Origin of the sequence: Bordetella genomosp. 11 (assembly GCF_002261215.1) — a bacterium.
Lineage (GTDB): Bacteria > Pseudomonadota > Gammaproteobacteria > Burkholderiales > Burkholderiaceae_B > Bordetella_C.
The window spans coordinates 3700687-3717075 of record NZ_NEVS01000004.1; the positions used below are offsets into that span (position 1 = coordinate 3700687).

The 16389-nt window shown below is 68.5% G+C and carries 12 protein-coding genes; 8 read left to right on the forward strand and 4 right to left on the reverse strand.

The genetic code is table 11. From position 1 onward, the window contains the following. The first annotated feature begins 19 nt into the window (after window positions 1–19). From tssH to CAL28_RS24315, 8 genes are all read left to right on the forward strand, one after another. Window positions 20–2650 (forward strand): type VI secretion system ATPase TssH, encoded by a 2631-nt coding sequence (gene tssH, locus CAL28_RS24280; protein WP_094843711.1) that lies wholly within the window; start codon window positions 20–22, stop codon window positions 2648–2650. Further along, a complete protein-coding gene (locus CAL28_RS24285; RefSeq protein WP_094844822.1) occupies window positions 2650–3030 on the forward strand; it encodes a TssQ family T6SS-associated lipoprotein in 381 nt (126 codons plus the stop codon). The genes tssH and CAL28_RS24285 overlap by 1 nt, the downstream gene beginning before the upstream one ends. Further along, the gene (gene tssJ / locus CAL28_RS24290; RefSeq protein ID WP_094843712.1) at window positions 3027–3566 is read left to right on the forward strand and encodes a type VI secretion system lipoprotein TssJ; all 540 of its coding nucleotides are present in this window, start codon (window positions 3027–3029) and stop codon (window positions 3564–3566) included. The genes CAL28_RS24285 and tssJ overlap by 4 nt, the downstream gene beginning before the upstream one ends. A 23-nt stretch (window positions 3567–3589) precedes the next feature. Beyond that, a complete protein-coding gene (tssK, locus tag CAL28_RS24295; protein WP_094843713.1) occupies window positions 3590–4924 on the forward strand; it encodes a type VI secretion system baseplate subunit TssK in 1335 nt (444 codons plus the stop codon). Window positions 4925–4946: 22 nt separating this feature from the next. Next, on the forward strand, window positions 4947–6242 hold the full coding sequence (locus CAL28_RS24300; protein ID WP_094843714.1) for a DotU family type VI secretion system protein: 1296 nt from the start codon (window positions 4947–4949) through the stop codon (window positions 6240–6242). An 8-nt stretch (window positions 6243–6250) separates the two neighbouring features. Continuing rightward, entirely contained in the window at window positions 6251–9865 is a 3615-nt protein-coding gene (gene tssM, locus CAL28_RS24305) for a type VI secretion system membrane subunit TssM (RefSeq protein WP_094844823.1), read from the forward strand. Between the two features lie 67 nt (window positions 9866–9932). Beyond that, on the forward strand, window positions 9933–10655 hold the full coding sequence (gene tagF, locus CAL28_RS24310) for a type VI secretion system-associated protein TagF (protein WP_094844824.1): 723 nt from the start codon (window positions 9933–9935) through the stop codon (window positions 10653–10655). Between the two features lie 24 nt (window positions 10656–10679). Next, window positions 10680–12641, forward strand: coding sequence for a hypothetical protein (locus tag CAL28_RS24315; RefSeq protein WP_094843715.1), 1962 nt, complete (start codon window positions 10680–10682; stop codon window positions 12639–12641). A 186-nt stretch (window positions 12642–12827) separates the two neighbouring features. Here CAL28_RS24315 and CAL28_RS24320 read toward each other — a convergent pair whose 3' ends face one another. The 4 genes from CAL28_RS24320 to CAL28_RS24335 form a co-directional block, all read right to left on the reverse strand. Beyond that, the gene (locus CAL28_RS24320) at window positions 12828–13160 is read right to left on the reverse strand and encodes a DUF4148 domain-containing protein (RefSeq protein ID WP_094843716.1); all 333 of its coding nucleotides are present in this window, start codon (window positions 13158–13160) and stop codon (window positions 12828–12830) included. Between the two features lie 282 nt (window positions 13161–13442). Next, window positions 13443–14807 (reverse strand): MFS transporter, encoded by a 1365-nt coding sequence (locus CAL28_RS24325; RefSeq protein WP_094843717.1) that lies wholly within the window; start codon window positions 14805–14807, stop codon window positions 13443–13445. 71 nt (window positions 14808–14878) lie between these two features. Further along, window positions 14879–15382, reverse strand: coding sequence for a peroxiredoxin (locus CAL28_RS24330; RefSeq protein ID WP_094843718.1), 504 nt, complete (start codon window positions 15380–15382; stop codon window positions 14879–14881). 109 nt (window positions 15383–15491) lie between these two features. Continuing rightward, window positions 15492–16385, reverse strand: coding sequence for a dienelactone hydrolase family protein (locus CAL28_RS24335; RefSeq protein ID WP_094843719.1), 894 nt, complete (start codon window positions 16383–16385; stop codon window positions 15492–15494). Window positions 16386–16389 lie beyond the last annotated feature (4 nt).

Here is a 16389-nt window from a genome sequence, read left to right on the forward strand (position 1 = left end):
TCCTGACGCAAAGGCATCCATGTCCGACATAGGCCGTATCGATCTCTTCGGCAAACTCGATCCCCTGCTTTACCAGGGCCTGGAAAGCGCGACCGCGTTCTGCAAGCTGCGCGGCAACCCCTATGTCGAACTGGTCCATTGGGTGCACCAGCTGCTGCAGCGCCAGGACGGCGACGTGCAACGCATCGCTCATCGTTTCGAGCTGGATCCGGACCGCCTGCAAGCGGATCTGACGGGTGCGCTGGAACAACTGCCGCGCGGCGCGGGCTCGGTATCCGACCTGTCGGAACATATCGACCATGCCGTCGAGCGTTCGTGGATACTGGCATCGCTGCGCTACGGCCGCGCCCGCATCCGCGGCGGCGACCTGATGCTGGCGCTCGTCAAGACCTACGCGCTGCGCAACGTGCTGCTGGGCATGTCGCCGCAGTTCGCGCGCATCGTGCCGGACGTGCTGCTGGACGAGCTCGATGCCATCGTGGCGGGCTCGCCCGAGGACGCGGCCGAGCCGGCGCAAGCCGCCGGCGGCGCGGCGGACGGCGCGGCCGCGCCCGGTACCCGCGGGCAGGCCCTGGCGCGCTATGCCGTCGACCTGACCGCGCGCGCGGCCGCCGGCGAGATCGACCCGGTGACCGGCCGCGACGAGGAAATCCGCCAGATCGTCGATATCCTGATGCGGCGTCGGCAGAACAATCCGCTGCTGGCCGGCGAGGCCGGCGTGGGCAAGACGGCGGTGGTCGAAGGCCTGGCCCTGCGCCTGGCGGCGGGCGACGTGCCGCCCGCGCTGCGCCACGTCTCGCTGTACCTGCTGGACCTGGGCCTGTTGCAGGCGGGCGCCGGCGTCAAGGGCGAATTCGAACAGCGCCTGCGCGCCATCATCGATGACGTCCAGGCCAGCGAAAAACCCATCGTGCTGTTCATCGACGAAATCCATACCTTGATCGGCGCCGGCGGCGCGGCCGGTACGGGAGACGCGGCCAACCTGCTCAAGCCCGTTCTGGCGCGCGGCCAGCTGCGCACCATCGGCGCCACCACCTGGTCCGAGTACAAGAAGTACATCGAAAAAGACCCCGCGCTGACGCGCCGCTTCCAGGTCGTGCAGGTGCACGAGCCGGACGAATCGCGCGCGCTGGACATGCTGCGCGGCCTGGCCGGCACGCTGCAGCGCCATCACAACGTGCTGTTGCTGGACGAGGCCATCGACGCCGCCGTCAAGCTCTCGCATCGCTACATCCCCGCGCGCCAGTTGCCGGACAAGGCCGTGGCGCTGCTGGATACCGCCTGCGCGCGCGTCGCGGTCAGCCAGCATGCCGTGGCGCCCGCGCTGGAGGATGCGCGCCGCCGCATCCAGATCCTGGAGATCGAACGGGACATCGCCGACCGCGAAGCCCGCCTGGGCATCGGCCCGGAGGCGCGCATCCTGGACCTGGACACGCGGCTGGCCGAGGCACGCGATGCCGAAGCCGTCCTGGCGTCGCGCTGGGAAGAAGAGCGCGCGCTGGGCGCCGGCCTGCTGGCCCTGCGTGCCGGCCTGGAAGATGCCGCCACGCCGGCGGACCGCGGCGCGGACCTGCGCGGGCAGCTGGCCCGCGCGCAGGACGCGCTGGCCAAGGTGCAGGGCGATGCCCCCATGGTGCATCCGGCCGTCACCGCCGCCGCCGTGGCCGCGGTGGTCGCGGACTGGACGGGCATCCCGGTGGGCCGCATGGTGCGGGACGAAGCGCGCGCCGTGCTGGACCTGGCCGCCACGCTGGAGCGCCGCGTCATCGGCCAGCGCCACGCGCTGGATACGGTGGCGCGCCGTGTGCAGACCTCGCGCGCGCGCCTGACCGATCCGGGCAAGCCGGTGGGCGTATTCCTGCTGTGCGGGCCCAGCGGCGTCGGCAAGACGGAAACCGCGCTGGCGCTGGCCGAGGCGCTATACGGCGGAGAACAGAACCTGATCTCGATCAACATGAGCGAGTTCCAGGAACCGCACACCGTCTCCACCCTGAAGGGCGCGCCGCCCGGCTACGTGGGCTATGGCGAGGGCGGCGTGCTGACCGAGGCGGTGCGGCGGCGGCCGTACAGCGTGGTGCTGCTGGACGAGATCGAGAAAGCCCACGCGGACGTGCACGAGATCTTCTTCCAGGTGTTCGACAAGGGCTGGATGGAAGACGGCGAAGGGCGCCACATCGATTTCCGCAACACCATCATCCTGCTGACCTCCAATGTGGGTGCCGACCTGATCGCGCGGCTGTGCCGGGATCCGCAGCTGGCCCCCGATGCCGAGGGCCTGGCATCCGCGCTGCGCGAACCGCTGCTGCGCGTATTTCCCGCCGCGCTGCTGGGACGCCTGGCGGTGGTGCCCTATCTGCCCTTGAGCGACGCCATGCTGAAGGGCGTGGTCGACCTGCAGTTCGACCGCATCCGCCGGCGCCTGATGGACAACCACGGCATCGCGCTGACCGTGTCGCCGCGCGCCACCGCCCTGGTCGCCGAACGCTGCACCGAAGTGGAATCCGGCGCACGCATGGTCGACGCGATCCTGACCAACAGCGTGCTGCCGCGCATCAGCCACGCACTGCTATCCGCCTCGACGCAGGAGCGCGGCATCGGCGCCATCGCGCTGGATGCCGCCGATGGCGAATTCACCTACGAGTACGCATGATGAAGAAGTCCTCCTTCCTATCCGTCCTGCTGGCCGCGTCCGCGTCGATCGCGGGCTGCGCGACGACCAGCCCCGCCCAACAGCAGGCCCTGGCCCAGGTGCGCGAGCAATACCTGGCCGGCGACTACGGCGGCGTGATCCGCACCGTGGCGACGTCGGAAACCCTGGCCGAGGCGCCGGACGCCACGCGCGTGGAAGCGCTGAAGCTGCAGGCATACAGCTATTGCCTGACCCAATACACGCAGCTGTGCCAGGACGGCTTCGTGCGTATCCTGCGCATCGAGCCTGCTTTCCAGCTGCCCTCCACGGAAGCGGGCCATCCGATGTGGGGTCCCGTATTCCGGCACGCGCAGGAAATCGTACGCGGGGGCGCGGCATGAAGCGGGCCGGATCGATCCTGCGTGTCCTGGCCGCCGCGGGCCTGCTCGGCACGGTGACGCTGGCCGGGTGTTCGTCGACCGCGCGGCAGGTCCCCATCCCTTACGCCATCGTCCTGACGGCGGATCCGCGCGTCAATCCCGATGTGAACCAGCGCCCCTCGCCCATACAGGTCACCGTCTACGAATTGAAATCGCCCGGCACGTTCGAGTCGCGCGATTACTTCTCGCTGCAGGGCGATCCACAGGCCGCGCTGGGCAAGGACCTGCTGAATACCGACCAGGTCATCGTCAGGCCCGGCGAAACGCAGACGCTGGAGCGCCCTGGCAGCCCCGACGCGCGCGTGGTGGGCATCGTGGCCGGCTACCGCGATCTGGAACACAGCCAGTGGCGCCTGGTGATCCCCCTGCCGGAGGCGCAGAACACCAATATCTACAAGGTCTGGCAGTTCTCTCCCAACGAAGAAAAGATCCAGATCGCCGTGGGCACCAAAGGCCTGTCGGAGACCGAGCGCGACCGATCCTGGTGGCCCTTCTGAGCGATAACCCTGAATCCTACGTCATGGCACAGCGGAACAAAGTCATCTGGTCCGAGGGGATGTTCCTGCGTCCCCAGCACTTCCAGCAGTTCGAGCGCTATCTCGAGCATGCGATACAGCAACGCGCGTCCGCGGGGCAGGCCTTCTTCTGGGGCTATTCCCATCTGGCCGTGGACCGCGACGCGCTGGCGCTGGGCAAGATCGCGCTGAGCGAAGCGCGCGGCGTGCTGCCGGACGGCACGCCCTTCGAGTTCTGGCAGGCCGACGAAGCGCCCCCCGCGCTGGACGTGCCGCCCGGCACCGCCGACACGCGCGTGATGCTGGCCCTGCCGCGCCGGCGCGCGGGCGCCGGCGACATCGCCTACGAGGATACGCAGGCCACGCTGGCCCGCTACCTGGTGGAAGAGACCGAAGTCGAGGACAGCGGCAGCCTGGGCCTGGAGCCGGCCCTGGTGCAGGTCGGCAGGCTGCGCCTGCGGCTGATGCTGGAAAGCGAACTGACGGATGAATGGCTGGGCCTGGGCGTGGCGCGCGTGCTGGAACGGCGGGCCGACAACCGCGTGGTGCTGGACGACCGCTATATCCCCCCCTGGCTGGCCTGCGGCACGCAGGCGGCGCTGCGCGGCTACGTGCAGGAGCTCTACGGACTGCTGGACGCCCGCAGCGAAGCGCTGGCCCGGCGCGTGGCCGAACCCGGACGCGGCGGCGTGGCGGAGGTCTCGGATTTCATGCTGCTGGAAGCAGTCAACCGCTATCTGGGCGCGCTGTGGCACGCGCGCCAGGTGGAAAGCCTGCATCCGGAGCGACTGTTCCACGACTGGCTGATGCTGGCCTGCGATCTGGCCACCTATACGTCGCCCACGCGTCGGCCCGAAGTCCTGCCCGACTATGCGCACGACGATCTGCAAGCCACCTTCCTGCCGTTGATGGAAGAACTGCGCCGCTCGCTGTCGGCCGTGCTGGAACAACGCGCCTTGCGCATCCCGTTGCACGACCGCGGCCAGGGCGTGAGCGTGGCCCAGGTCCCGGACCTGAACCTGCTGCGCAGCGCGGGCTTCGTCCTGGCCGTGCGCGCCGACATGCCCGCGGATACGGTGCGCACCCGCTTTCCCTCGCAGGTCAAGATCGGCCCGGTGGAAAAAATCCGCGACCTCGTCCACCTGCAACTGCCCGGCGTGACCGTGCGCGCGCTGCCGGTGGCGCCGCGGCAGATCCCGTATAGCGCCGGCCACGTGTACTTCGAACTCGACAAGAGCGGCGACTTCTGGAAACAGCTGGAGCGTACCGGCGCGCTGGCGCTGCACCTGGCCGGCGACTTCCCCGGCCTGGCGATGGAATTCTGGGCCTTGCGCGACTGAGCCGGCCCCTGGAGAGAACGCAATGCATGCATCGGACAGCGCCCTGCCCAGCCCGCCGGGCGGTATCGGCGATATGGGCGACATGGGCGCCGCGGCATCCAGCCGCCTGCGGCCGCACGAATACGTGATCAGCGGTTCCAATCCGCTGGTGGCGGCCGCCAATCCCCTGCTGGACCTGATCCCGCAGATCCGCGCCACCGCCAGCCATCCGTCGCCGGCCATGCTGCGCGAGCACCTGCTCGACGAGGTACGGCAGTTCGAATTGCGGGCGCAGCAGGCCGGCATCCCCAACGAAACCATCCTGGGCGCGCGCTACTGCCTGTGCACCGCGCTGGACGAGGCCGCGGCGCTGACGCCATGGGGCGGCAATGGGGTGTGGTCGGCGCACAGCCTGCTGGTCACCTTCCACAACGAGACCTGGGGCGGCGAAAAATTCTTCCAGCTGCTGAGCCGGCTGTCGCAGAATCCCAGCCAGCACCTGGACCTGCTGGAACTGCTTTATTACTGCCTGCTGCTGGGCTTCGAAGGCCGCTACCGGGTGGTGGACAACGGCCGCTCGCAACTGGAGACCCTGCGCCAGCGCCTGCTGCGCATCCTGCGCTCGGCGCGCGGCGAGTATCCGCGCGAGCTCTCGCCCCACTGGCGCGACGCCCCGGCCCAGGCGCAACTGCGCCGCCTGCCCGTCCCGCTATGGGCGTATGGCGCGCTGGCGGCGGTCCTGGCGTTGCTGCTGTATCTGGGGCTGAGCTGGCGCCTGGGCGGCCAGTCCGACCAGGTTTTCGCCGCCGTGAACGCGCTGAAGGCGCCCACCGTGCAGATCGCCGCGCCGCCCGCGCCGCGTCCCGCCCCCGCCCCCCGCCTGGCGGTCTTCCTGGCGCCCGAAATCCGCGACGGCCTGGTCACCGTGCAGGACCAGGTCGACCGCAGCGTGGTGGTGCTGCGCGGCGATGGCGCCTTCGAATCGGGCGCGGCGGAAGTGCGCGGCTCGTACATGACGGTGCTGTCGCGCGTGGCGGATGCGCTGCGCGAGACGCACGGCGTCATTCTCGTGCGCGGCTACACGGACAACCAGCCCATGCGCAGCGCGCGCTACCCGTCCAACTGGCATCTGTCGCAGGCGCGCGCCGATACGGTCAAGGCCATCCTGGAACAGCGCCTGGGCCAGCCGGGCCGGGTACGCGCGGAAGGCCGCGGCGACGCCGATCCCATGGCGCCCAACGACACGCCCGCCGGCCGCGCCTTGAACCGCCGCGTCGAAATCACCCTGATGATCCCGCCCGTTCCGCGCGAAACCACCCTAGAGGGTGCGCAACCATGATCGCTACGTTGTTCTATCGCTGCTTCGGCTTCCTGTTCAGCCGCGGCCTGTGGAATTTCCTGGGCGTCGTTGCCCTGTCCATCCTGGTCTGGATCGTCGGTCCGCTGCTGGCGATCGGCGCCACGCGGCCGCTCGAAAGCGAGACCGTGCGCATCGTCGTGATCGTCGCGCTGTTCGGCATCTGGCTGTTGCGGCTGCTGTGGCGCAAGTGGCGCGAAGGCCGCCTGAATGCCCAGCTGCTGGGCCAATTGCGCAGGCCCGCGCGCGAAAAGCCGGCGGCCAGGCCGGCCGACAACGACCAGATGCGGCAGCTCGAGGATCGCTTCGACGAAGCGGTCGACCTGCTGCGCAAGACACGCTTCCAGGAAGGGGGACGCTTTGGCCTGCACCGCTATTCCAAGCAGTATCTTTACCAGCTGCCGTGGTACGTCATCATCGGTGCCCCGGGTGCCGGCAAGACCACCGCGCTGGTCAATTCCGGCCTGAACTTCCCGCTGGCCGACCGCTTCGGCAAGGTCGCGCTGCGCGGCGTGGGCGGCACGCGCAACTGCGACTGGTGGTTCACCGACGACGCGGTACTGCTGGATACCGCCGGCCGCTATACCACCCACGAAAGCGATCCCACCGGCGACGAGGACGAATGGAAGGGCTTCCTGGGCCTGCTGTCCAAATACCGCGGACGCCAGCCCATCAACGGCGCCATGCTGACCGTCAGCGTGGAAGACCTGCTGCGCGCGTCCGATTCCGAGCGCGTGCAGCACGCCGCCGTGCTGCGGCGCCGGCTGCAGGAATTGCGCGAACAGCTGGGCATCCAGTTCCCCGTCTATGTGCTGGTCACCAAGACGGATCTGCTGTCGGGCTTCGAGGAGTACTTCGCGTCCTTCAGCCGCGACGATCTGGCGCAGGTGTGGGGCTTTACCCTGCCCTATGCCCGCACCCAGCAGGCCGACTTCGACCTGTACGAATCCTTCCACGCCGAATACCGCCTTTTGCAGCGGCGCCTGGACGATGCGCTGCCCGAGGTGCTGGCCGCCGAAACCGACCCGGCGCGGCGCGCGCTGGCATACATGCTGCCGCAGCAGTTCGCCGGCCTGCAGGCGGTGCTGGGCCATTTCCTGAGCGACGTGTTCGCCACCTCCAAGTACGAAGCGCGGCTGCTGCCGCGCGGCGTGTACTTCACCAGCGGCACGCAGGGCGGCGAAACCTTCGACCAGGTCACCGGCCACCTGAAGCGCTATCTGCGCATCGACACGGGCGCCGCGGCGGTGGCCGAAACCCCCGCCCCCGGCGAAGGACGCAGCTACTTCCTGAAGAACCTGCTGCGGGACGTGATCTTCCGCGAGTCCGGCCTGGCCGGCCGCAATCTGCGCTGGGAGCGCCGCTACCGCCAGTTGCACTGGGCCGGCTATGGGGCGATCACCGTGCTGTTCCTGGCCCTGATGGCGGGGTGGATCGTCAGCTACCAGAACAACGCCGCCTATCTGGACGAAGTGGCGCGCCGCGTGCCCACGGTGGACAAGCTGGGCCGGGACCTGAAGATCACGCAGGCGGGCGACGTGCTGGGCCTGATGCCCTACCTGGACAGCCTGTGGTACCTGCCGCGCGACGCCAGTTTCGAATTGAGCGATCCGCCGCTGGACCATACCTTCGGCCTGTACCAGGGACGCAAAATGGAATCGGCCGCGCTGGGGGTCTATCGCGGCACGCTGGAACAGACGCTGCTGCCGCAGGTCGCGCGCCGCGTGGAAACCGCGCTGCGCACCGCTCCCGCCAACGACCTGGAATTCTCCTACGAGGCGCTGCGGGCCTACCTGATGCTTTACGAAGCCAACCATTACGACGCGGACTTCATGCATGCCTGGCTGCTGTCGGATATGCAGAAAACGCTGCCGGAAGGCTATACGCGCCGCCAGTACGACCAGTTGTCCCTGCACCTGCGCAACCTGGTGCGCGACAGGGTGCTGTCTTCGCCCTTCCCGCGCGACGACACGCTGGTACGCGCCGCGCGCGAACGGCTGGCGCGCTACACGCTGGCGCAGCGCGCCTACAGCCGCCTGCGCCGCATGCTGGCCAACGACGATGACGCGCCGGACAACACCGCGGTCACACTGGGCGGGCCTTCGGCGACATCGGTATTCGTGCGCAAGAGCGGCAAGCCGCTGACCGACGGCATTCCCGCGCTGTACAGCTACCGCGGCTACTGGGACGTCTTCAACAAACGGGTGGATCGCGTGGCGGAGGTGCTGCGCAGCGACGACGCCTGGGTACTGGACATACCGCCCCCGGGCCTGCTGGACGATGCCTCGCGGCGGCAGTTGATCGTCGATATCAAGCGCCTGTACATGAACGACTACGTGGCGCGCTGGGATGGATACCTGAACGACCTGCAACTGGCGCCCAGTACGTCGTTGCTGCAGAACATCCAGATGGCGCGAACGCTATCCGCGCCCGACTCCCCGCTGGCCCAACTGGTGCGCGGCGTGGCCCGCGAAACCACGCTGCTGCGCGATGCCAACGCGGACCAGCGATCGCTGATGGACCAGGCGCGCGATCGCGTCAGCAGCACGCGCGACGCGCTGGAACAGATGTTCGGCCCCACGGGCCCGGGCGCGGCGACCCGCGCCGATGCCAGCGACGACAAGCTGGAGCTCATCGTCGACCGGCATTTCGAACCCTATCGGCGGCTGACGCAGAGCGAAAGCGCGGGCGGGCCGCCCCCCATCGCGGCCACCACCGGGCTGATCAACGATCTGTATACCTACCTGACCGCCGCCGACGCGGCCCTGCGCAGCGCCAGCCCGGCACCGGGATCGGACGTCGTCACCAAGCTGCAGGCCGAAGCCGGCCGCATGCCGGAACCCGTGCGCGACCTGCTGGCCACGCTGTCGGTCAATGCCTCGGGCCAGGTCTCCGGCGTGGCCCGCGAACGCATGGGCGAAACCGTGTCGGCCACTGTCGGGCTGTTCTGCCGGCAATCCATTGCCGGGCGCTATCCCTTCGCCCCGCAATCCACCCGCGACGTCGCGCCCAACGACATGGCGCGGCTGTTCGCGCCCAACGGCATGATGGACGATTTCTTCCAGAAGAACCTGGTCAACCAGATAGACGTATCGGGCACGCGCTGGCGCTTCAAGCCCGGCATCGACGGCAAGCCCGGCGAGCCCGCCGGCTATCTGGACGCATTCCAGAAGGCCGGCATTATCCGCGATGTGTACTTCACCGCCGGCAATCCCATGCCCTCGTTCCGCGTGTCCATACGGCCGCTGGAAATGGACGCCGGCATTACGCAATTCCTGATGGACGTCGACGGCCAGACCATCCGCTACGTACACGGTCCGCAAGTGGCGACGACGGTGCAATGGCCGGGCCCGCGCGGGTCCAACCAGGTCAGCATCGAACTGACGCCCCAGGTCGGCACCGCCGGCATGACGACCTCGGGCCCATGGGCGCTGAACCGCATGCTGGACAAGGCCCAGCTGACGCGCGGCAAGTCGCCGGAAACCACGGTGGCGACCTTCGACTTCAACGGCCGCAAGGTGGTGCTGGAAATCACCGCCAGCAGCGTCAAGAGCCCGTTCCACCTGGCCGAGATGCAGGGCTACAGCTGTCCGGGCAAGGCTTGAGCGGGCCGGGATGGCGCGAACGGATACGGGCATGGCCAAGAGAACCGACGGCGGATGGACGGAAAACATGGATGGCGCGAACCGCGGCGAACTGAATGGCCGCCTGGGCTGGTACGGAAAAATTCCCGCGTCGGGCGATTTCGTGCACCGGCGGCTTTCCCGCGAACTGATTGCATGGTGGGACCGCTGGCTGCAACACGGCGTGGCCGGGCTGAAGCAGGCCGCGGAGCCGCACACGGCGCGCGGCTTCGCCGGCGCGCCCATCTGGAACTTCGCCATTCCCGCCGGCCTGGGGGCGGGCGTCGCCCAGCTGGGCTGCATCGCGCCCAGCCGCGACCGCGTGGGCCGCGGCTATCCGCTGTGCGTGGCCCTGCCGATGCGCGCCGACGAGTACCGCAGCGGCCTGCTCGACGGCGCGACCGACTACTACCGCCAGATCGGCATGAACATGCTGGCGGCGGTCAGGCACGGCTGCACACCGGAAATCTTCGACCGGTCGCTGCTGTACGTCAGCCTGCCCGGCGGCGCGCCGGACCTGCCGTCACCGGGCGGCAGCGACATCATGGATATCCTGAACGCCGGCACGACCGGGGCCGCCACCCCGCTTGCCACGCGGTCGCTGGCGGCCTGGCCCGACCTGCCGTTCTGCTTCAACCCCAGTTCTCATACCAGCTATTGGTGGACCAACCAGGCCGACGGGGCCCCGCTTCAGACCTATGTACACGGCGGCGCCCTGAACGCAACATTGTTTTCCCGGCTGTTTTCCTCGCTGCCCGCGTGGCGGCCATGACGACGCCAGTTCCCGGAGCCGACCATGCCCTCAGTTTCCGCATCCTTGCCCGCGCGTGACGTTGAAACGCTGGATCGCTACGCGGCCGCGGGCGGCATGTCGACGGACCGCATCCGCCGCATCCTGGCCGACCTTGCCCCTGCCCTGCGCGATCTGCACCGGGCGGGACGCGCGCACGGAGATATCGCGCCGTCGACGATCGGGTGGGACGGGTACGGACGCGCGAGCCTGCTGACGCCCCCCCTGGCGCCAGCGGCCAATGCGGAGAACGCGACCCGCCGCGAGGGCTATGCCGCCTTCGAGCAATACACGGACGACCCGGACACCCCCTGCGGGCCATGGACGGATATCTACGCGCTTTCCGCCACCGCCTGCGCGCTGCTGACCGGCCTTGCCCCGCCGCCGGCGCTGGCCCGCTGCGTGCACGACGATTATGTGCCCCTGGCGCAACGGCGCGGGCCCGAGGAACAGGCTTTCTGCGCCGTGCTGGACCGCGGCCTGGCCATGGACGCGCGAGCGCGTCCACGGGACATCGATGAATTCGCGCGGGCGCTGGGGTTCGCCGCGGCAACCGCCGCCGCGGCGAAAGAGACCGCGGCGCCGCTGGACAACGCGACACCGGCCGGGACAACGCAGACCGGAGCGGCGATTTTGGACGTCGGGGCAGGCGCCAGCGTGGCCGCCGCGTCGATGGAGGTATCGCCGCCGGCCGCCGGGCCAGGCGCCAGCATGGCCGCGGCGCCGATGGAGGGATCGCCGCCGGCCGCCGCAGCCGTGCCCCGCCATCATCCGAGCGCGCTGGAGGACCCGGACGGGCTGCCCCCCGCTATCGATGCCGAACCCGCCGCGCCGGCTGGCGACGCCGGGTTCGAGCCGGCTTCCGGCGGACATGATCCCGGCGGCCGGGAGAGCGGCGTCACCGTGTATCGGGAAGGACGGCTGGCCGATACGCAGGCCGCCACCGCGCGGACGCCCGCGCAGGATCCCGCCGCCGCCCAATATGCGGAGGCCGTTGCGTCCATCCACACGCGCGAGGAGCCCGAACGTCGATATCCGAAAAGCGAGCGGCCGCGGGCGTCCGCTTCGCGCAAGCACCGTCCACGCCAACGCGCGCCCCGGCTATTGGTCCTGGCGGTGTCCGCGCTGATCGCGGTCGTGCTTTACGTATGGCTGCGGCCCCAGCCGTCGCCGCGCATCAGATCCGTGGCCCGCGTATCGACGACCGCGCCGGGCAATGCACAAGGAGAAGCACCGAAAGCGACGCAAGCCGGCGCTTCCGATGCCGCAAGCAGCGGGACGCCGAATGCGGTGCCGGGCAAAGCGCCGGAAGCGGCGACACCCCTGGCGCAGGGATCGACCAGGGGCGGCGCCGAGGGAGCGCCCGGCAATAGTCCCACATCATCATTGGCCAGTACGGTGCCGTCAGGGACCCCACCGGTTTCCACCGCCAATAGTTCAGGCGCGTCGCCATCGAATGGCGCGGAGACAGCGGCGGCGCGGGATAACCCCGGCCTCACCCCCGGTACGTCAACGGCGCCGCCATCCGGCGCCGATAGCGCCTCGACCGCTGTCGCGTCGACGGCACCGGATGCATCGGCGACTTCCGTGCCATCGGGCGCCGCGGGCCCCATGGCCACGGGCACAGACACAAGCACGGGCGCGGCCACAGGAAACGCCAGCGCGACCGCCACCGTCGCGAACGCCGCCAAACCCGAAACCAAACCCGGCGCGACCGCGAACGCCGCGGCAAAACCGCCTATTCCCGCCGCCAGCAAAGCGCCGGTCGCGGTGTCGGTCGCCATCCGACCCTGGGGCGAGGTGCTCGTCAACGGTAAATCGCGCGGCGTCAGTCCACCCTTGAACAGCCTGAGACTGGCACCGGGCAGGTACGACATCACCGTCCGCAATAATGCGAGCCCTGACTACCATCAGACCCTGAACGTCACGGCGGACCGCAACGCCACGATCGCCCATACGTTCCAATAACCGCGCCACTACGACCCCGGCGCGCCGGCCGGGATGGCCGGTAGCCTGCATCGCGCATCGACGCCCCGGCGAGCGGCGGCGGAAATGAATCGGCCCCGCGATCAGCGGGGCCGATTGTTCTTGCGATGATGGCGGCAACGACACGGGGCCGGCATCTTCGGAGCGGACGTCGAATCCCGCCGGGGCTTACGCACCTTGGAACGGCTGGTTGTCCAGGTCGCCGAAGGCGATGCTGGTCGTCGTGTTGCCGCGGTCGATATCGGCGGTGATCTGGGCACGCGTCACACCGCTATCGGCTTGCGCGGTGAACGGGGCGTTGTTCGATTCGCTGTTGCCCGTCAGGCCGGCAAGGCGCGCTTGCTGCAGTTCCGCGACGACTTGCGCGCGGCTTACGGTATTGGCAGCCTGGCCGTAGACGCCCTGGAAGGGAACGTTGTCCGGCTCGCTGTTGGCCGCCTGGGCCGCGCCGATGGCGGCGAAAGAAAGAATCACGGCGGAAACAATGGTCTTGGCATTCATGGCAGTACTCCTTAGTCCTGGTTGAGTGGCTCGGGACGGACATCGCGGAGAGGGAGGGGAGGGGTTCCGCGATGTCCGTTGCTGTTCCCGATGAAACGCATTCTGCGCCGCCAGGACTTAGGGATAAACCCTAGGATGAGGAAATCATATTTCCATAAACGCAAATAATCCGCTCGCATTAGGCCATGGCTATGGAAGCCATAGCCAAAGCCAAAGCCAAAGCCAAAGCGCCATAACCCGGCGCACCGCCCTACCACCGGGGATGTCCGCCCCCCGCGGGCGCTAGACGCGCGTCTCGTCTTCGGCCCGCGTCTCTTTTGCCAGGGACTCTTCGGCCTCCGCGGCCGTGGCCCGGGGAGGCGCCACCACGTCGGCCTGGGGCTCGACCATGACGAGTTGCTGGTCGACCTCCGGGTCCACCCGCGGATCCAGGGTGGCGGCGGCCGCGGGCGAGCTTTGCAGCGCGTCCGGCATGGCCTGGAAGTGCATGGGCGCCTCGTCCACCTGATGCTCGTGCGTCACTTTGATGGGCCGCACGGTCAGCACCAGCGTCAGGGCGCAAGCGGAAATGAACACGTAATACATGTTGGGGCCCGCCAGCGACATCAGGCCGCCGGCGATCAATGGCCCGACGCAAGCGCCGATGCCATAGGCCATCAGCAGGATCGCGCTCAGGCCGACCCGGCGTTCCGGCTCCACATGGTCGTTGGCGAAGGCCGCGCCCAGCGGATACAGCGTGAACTGCAGCACGCCAAACACGCATGACAGCAATAGCAGCAACGGGAACGGCATGGACAGCCATCCCCACATCAAGGCCGGCAACACCGTCAGCAGGGCCGCGTTGAAACGGATCAATCCGGCGCGATTGACCCGGTCGGACACCCACCCCATCGGAAACTGCGACAGCAAGCCGGCCGTCACGGTGGCGGCGACATACACCGCCACCTGGGCGGTGGAAAAGCCGTGCCGCGCCGCGTACACGGGGGCCAGGCCGTAGAAACCGCCGGACAGCAGCCCCGCGACGAACAGCACGGTCAGCGACAGCGGCACGCGCGACGCGAAGAAGCGCAGGTCCAGCGGTGCCGGGACAGGCGTGGCCGGATGCGAGCGCGCGGTCAGCGCGATGGGCACCAGGCAGAGAATCTGGAATACCGCCACCAGCGTCAGGGGCCGCAGGTCCAGCGTGGCGAACAAGGTCAGCGACAGCTGGCCCAGGACGGTGCCCAGGCCGGACATCAGCATGTAGACGGAGAAAACCCGCCCGCGCAGCCGGTTTTCCGTCTGCTCGTTCAGCCAGCTTTCCAGCACCATGAACTGCGTCACCATGGCGATGCCGGCAACCAGGCGGAATACCAGCCACAGGGACAATATCTCGATCGAAGCCTGGGCCAGCACCATGACGGCGGCGATGGCCGCACACGCCACGAAAGCGCGGATGTGGCCCACACGGATAAGCAACCGGTGTCCCAGCCGCGCGCCGCAGACCAACCCCAGGTAATAGCCCGCGATCAGGGTACCCACCCAGAACGGACTGACGGACTGCGCGGTCAGGCGCAGCCCCATGAAGGTATTGAACAGGCCGGTACCGCACAGCATCAGCAGCGCGGCCATATACAGGGAAGAGAAAGAGGAAATCGTGGCGAACATAGTGCGCTTAATGGCGAGAGCCGCGCTGGGCGGCTCTCGGATGGGCGGTACTCAGCAGGCGGGCGACCGTATCAGCACTTGGCGAGCATCGATGCCGCGTCGCTAACCTCGAACTTGCCGGGTGCTTCGATATTCAGCGCCTTGACCACGCCATCCTCCAGCACCATGGCATAGCGCTGCGAACGCATCCCCATGCCGCGCGCGTTCAGGTCCAGTTCCAGGCCCAGCGCCTTCGTCCAGGTGGCCGAACCGTCGGCCAGCATGCGGACCTTGCCGCCCGTCTTCTGGTCGCGGCCCCAGGCGCCCATCACGAAGGCGTCATTGACCGACACGCACCAGATCTCGTCCACGCCCTTCGCCTTGAACGCATCCGCATTCTGGATAAAGCCCGGCAGGTGCTTGTTCGAGCAGGTCGGCGTGAAAGCGCCCGGCACGGCGAACACCACGATCTTCTTGCCCTTCACCAGGTCCGCGACCTGGAAATTGTTCGGACCGAGCGCGCAGCTCTCGGTCTCGGTTTCGATGAACTCGGTCAGGGTGCCGTCAGGGACCCGGTCGCCGACTTTGATGGTCATTGATTATCTCCAGTGAAACAACGAAAAACGCTTTCCATTCGCTCGTCGCGCCGATGACGCGACGAGCCGCAACGCCCGTGCCTGGCCGGCGGCCGGACACGCGCGCAGGTCAACTCTGCGCCGACGATGCCAGATTATGCTGCGAAAACCATTCGAGCATGCGCTCCCAGGCCTGTTCCGCCTGCGCCTTGCGGTAACTCGGCCGATAGTCGGCATGAAACGCATGCCCGGCGCCCTGGTAGACGTCGATGACGGACGCCTTGGCGGCGGAGGAACCCTTGGATAGCGCTTCCCGCATGGCGGCCACGTCGTCCTGCGTAATGCCGGTGTCTTCAGCGCCGTAGGCGCCGCGCACGGGCGCATGCATGTCGCCGGCGATGTCCACGGGGAATTTCGGCCGCAGGGTCTCGTCGCGCTTGCCGCGCAAGGGGCCGTAGAACGCCGCACCGGCCTTCAGCTTGGGATCGTGGGCCGAGTACAGCCATACGAAGCGGCCGCCCCAGCAGAACCCGATAATGCCCAGCTTGCCGGCGTCGCCGTTATGCCCGGCCGCCCATTTGGCGGTGGCGTCCAGGTCGCCGATCACCTGCGCATCCGGAATTTTGCTGATGATGTCCGCCTGCAGCTTGGCAATGTCGGTGTACTTCGTGGGATCGCCCTGGCGCGCGAAGAGATCGGGCGCGATGGCCAGGTAGCCGCGGTGCGCGAGGCGCCGGCAGATGTCCTGGATGTACTCATGCAAGCCGAAGATTTCCGGCACCACCAGCACCGTCGGCAGACGGGTACCCCCCTGCGGCTGGGCGCGATAGGCGCGCATATTCCCGCCGGCGGCCGGCACTTCCACCCAGCCGGCGGTCAATCCCTTGGCGTCGGTCTTGATCGCCGTCTGCGCCATGACGGGCCCCGCCGCCAGGCAAAAGCCCGATGCCGCGGCGGTGGCGATGAAACCGCGGCGATCCAGGCGCAGCGGCGGCAGAAGGCTATCCAGGTGTTTGTCGTCCATGCTG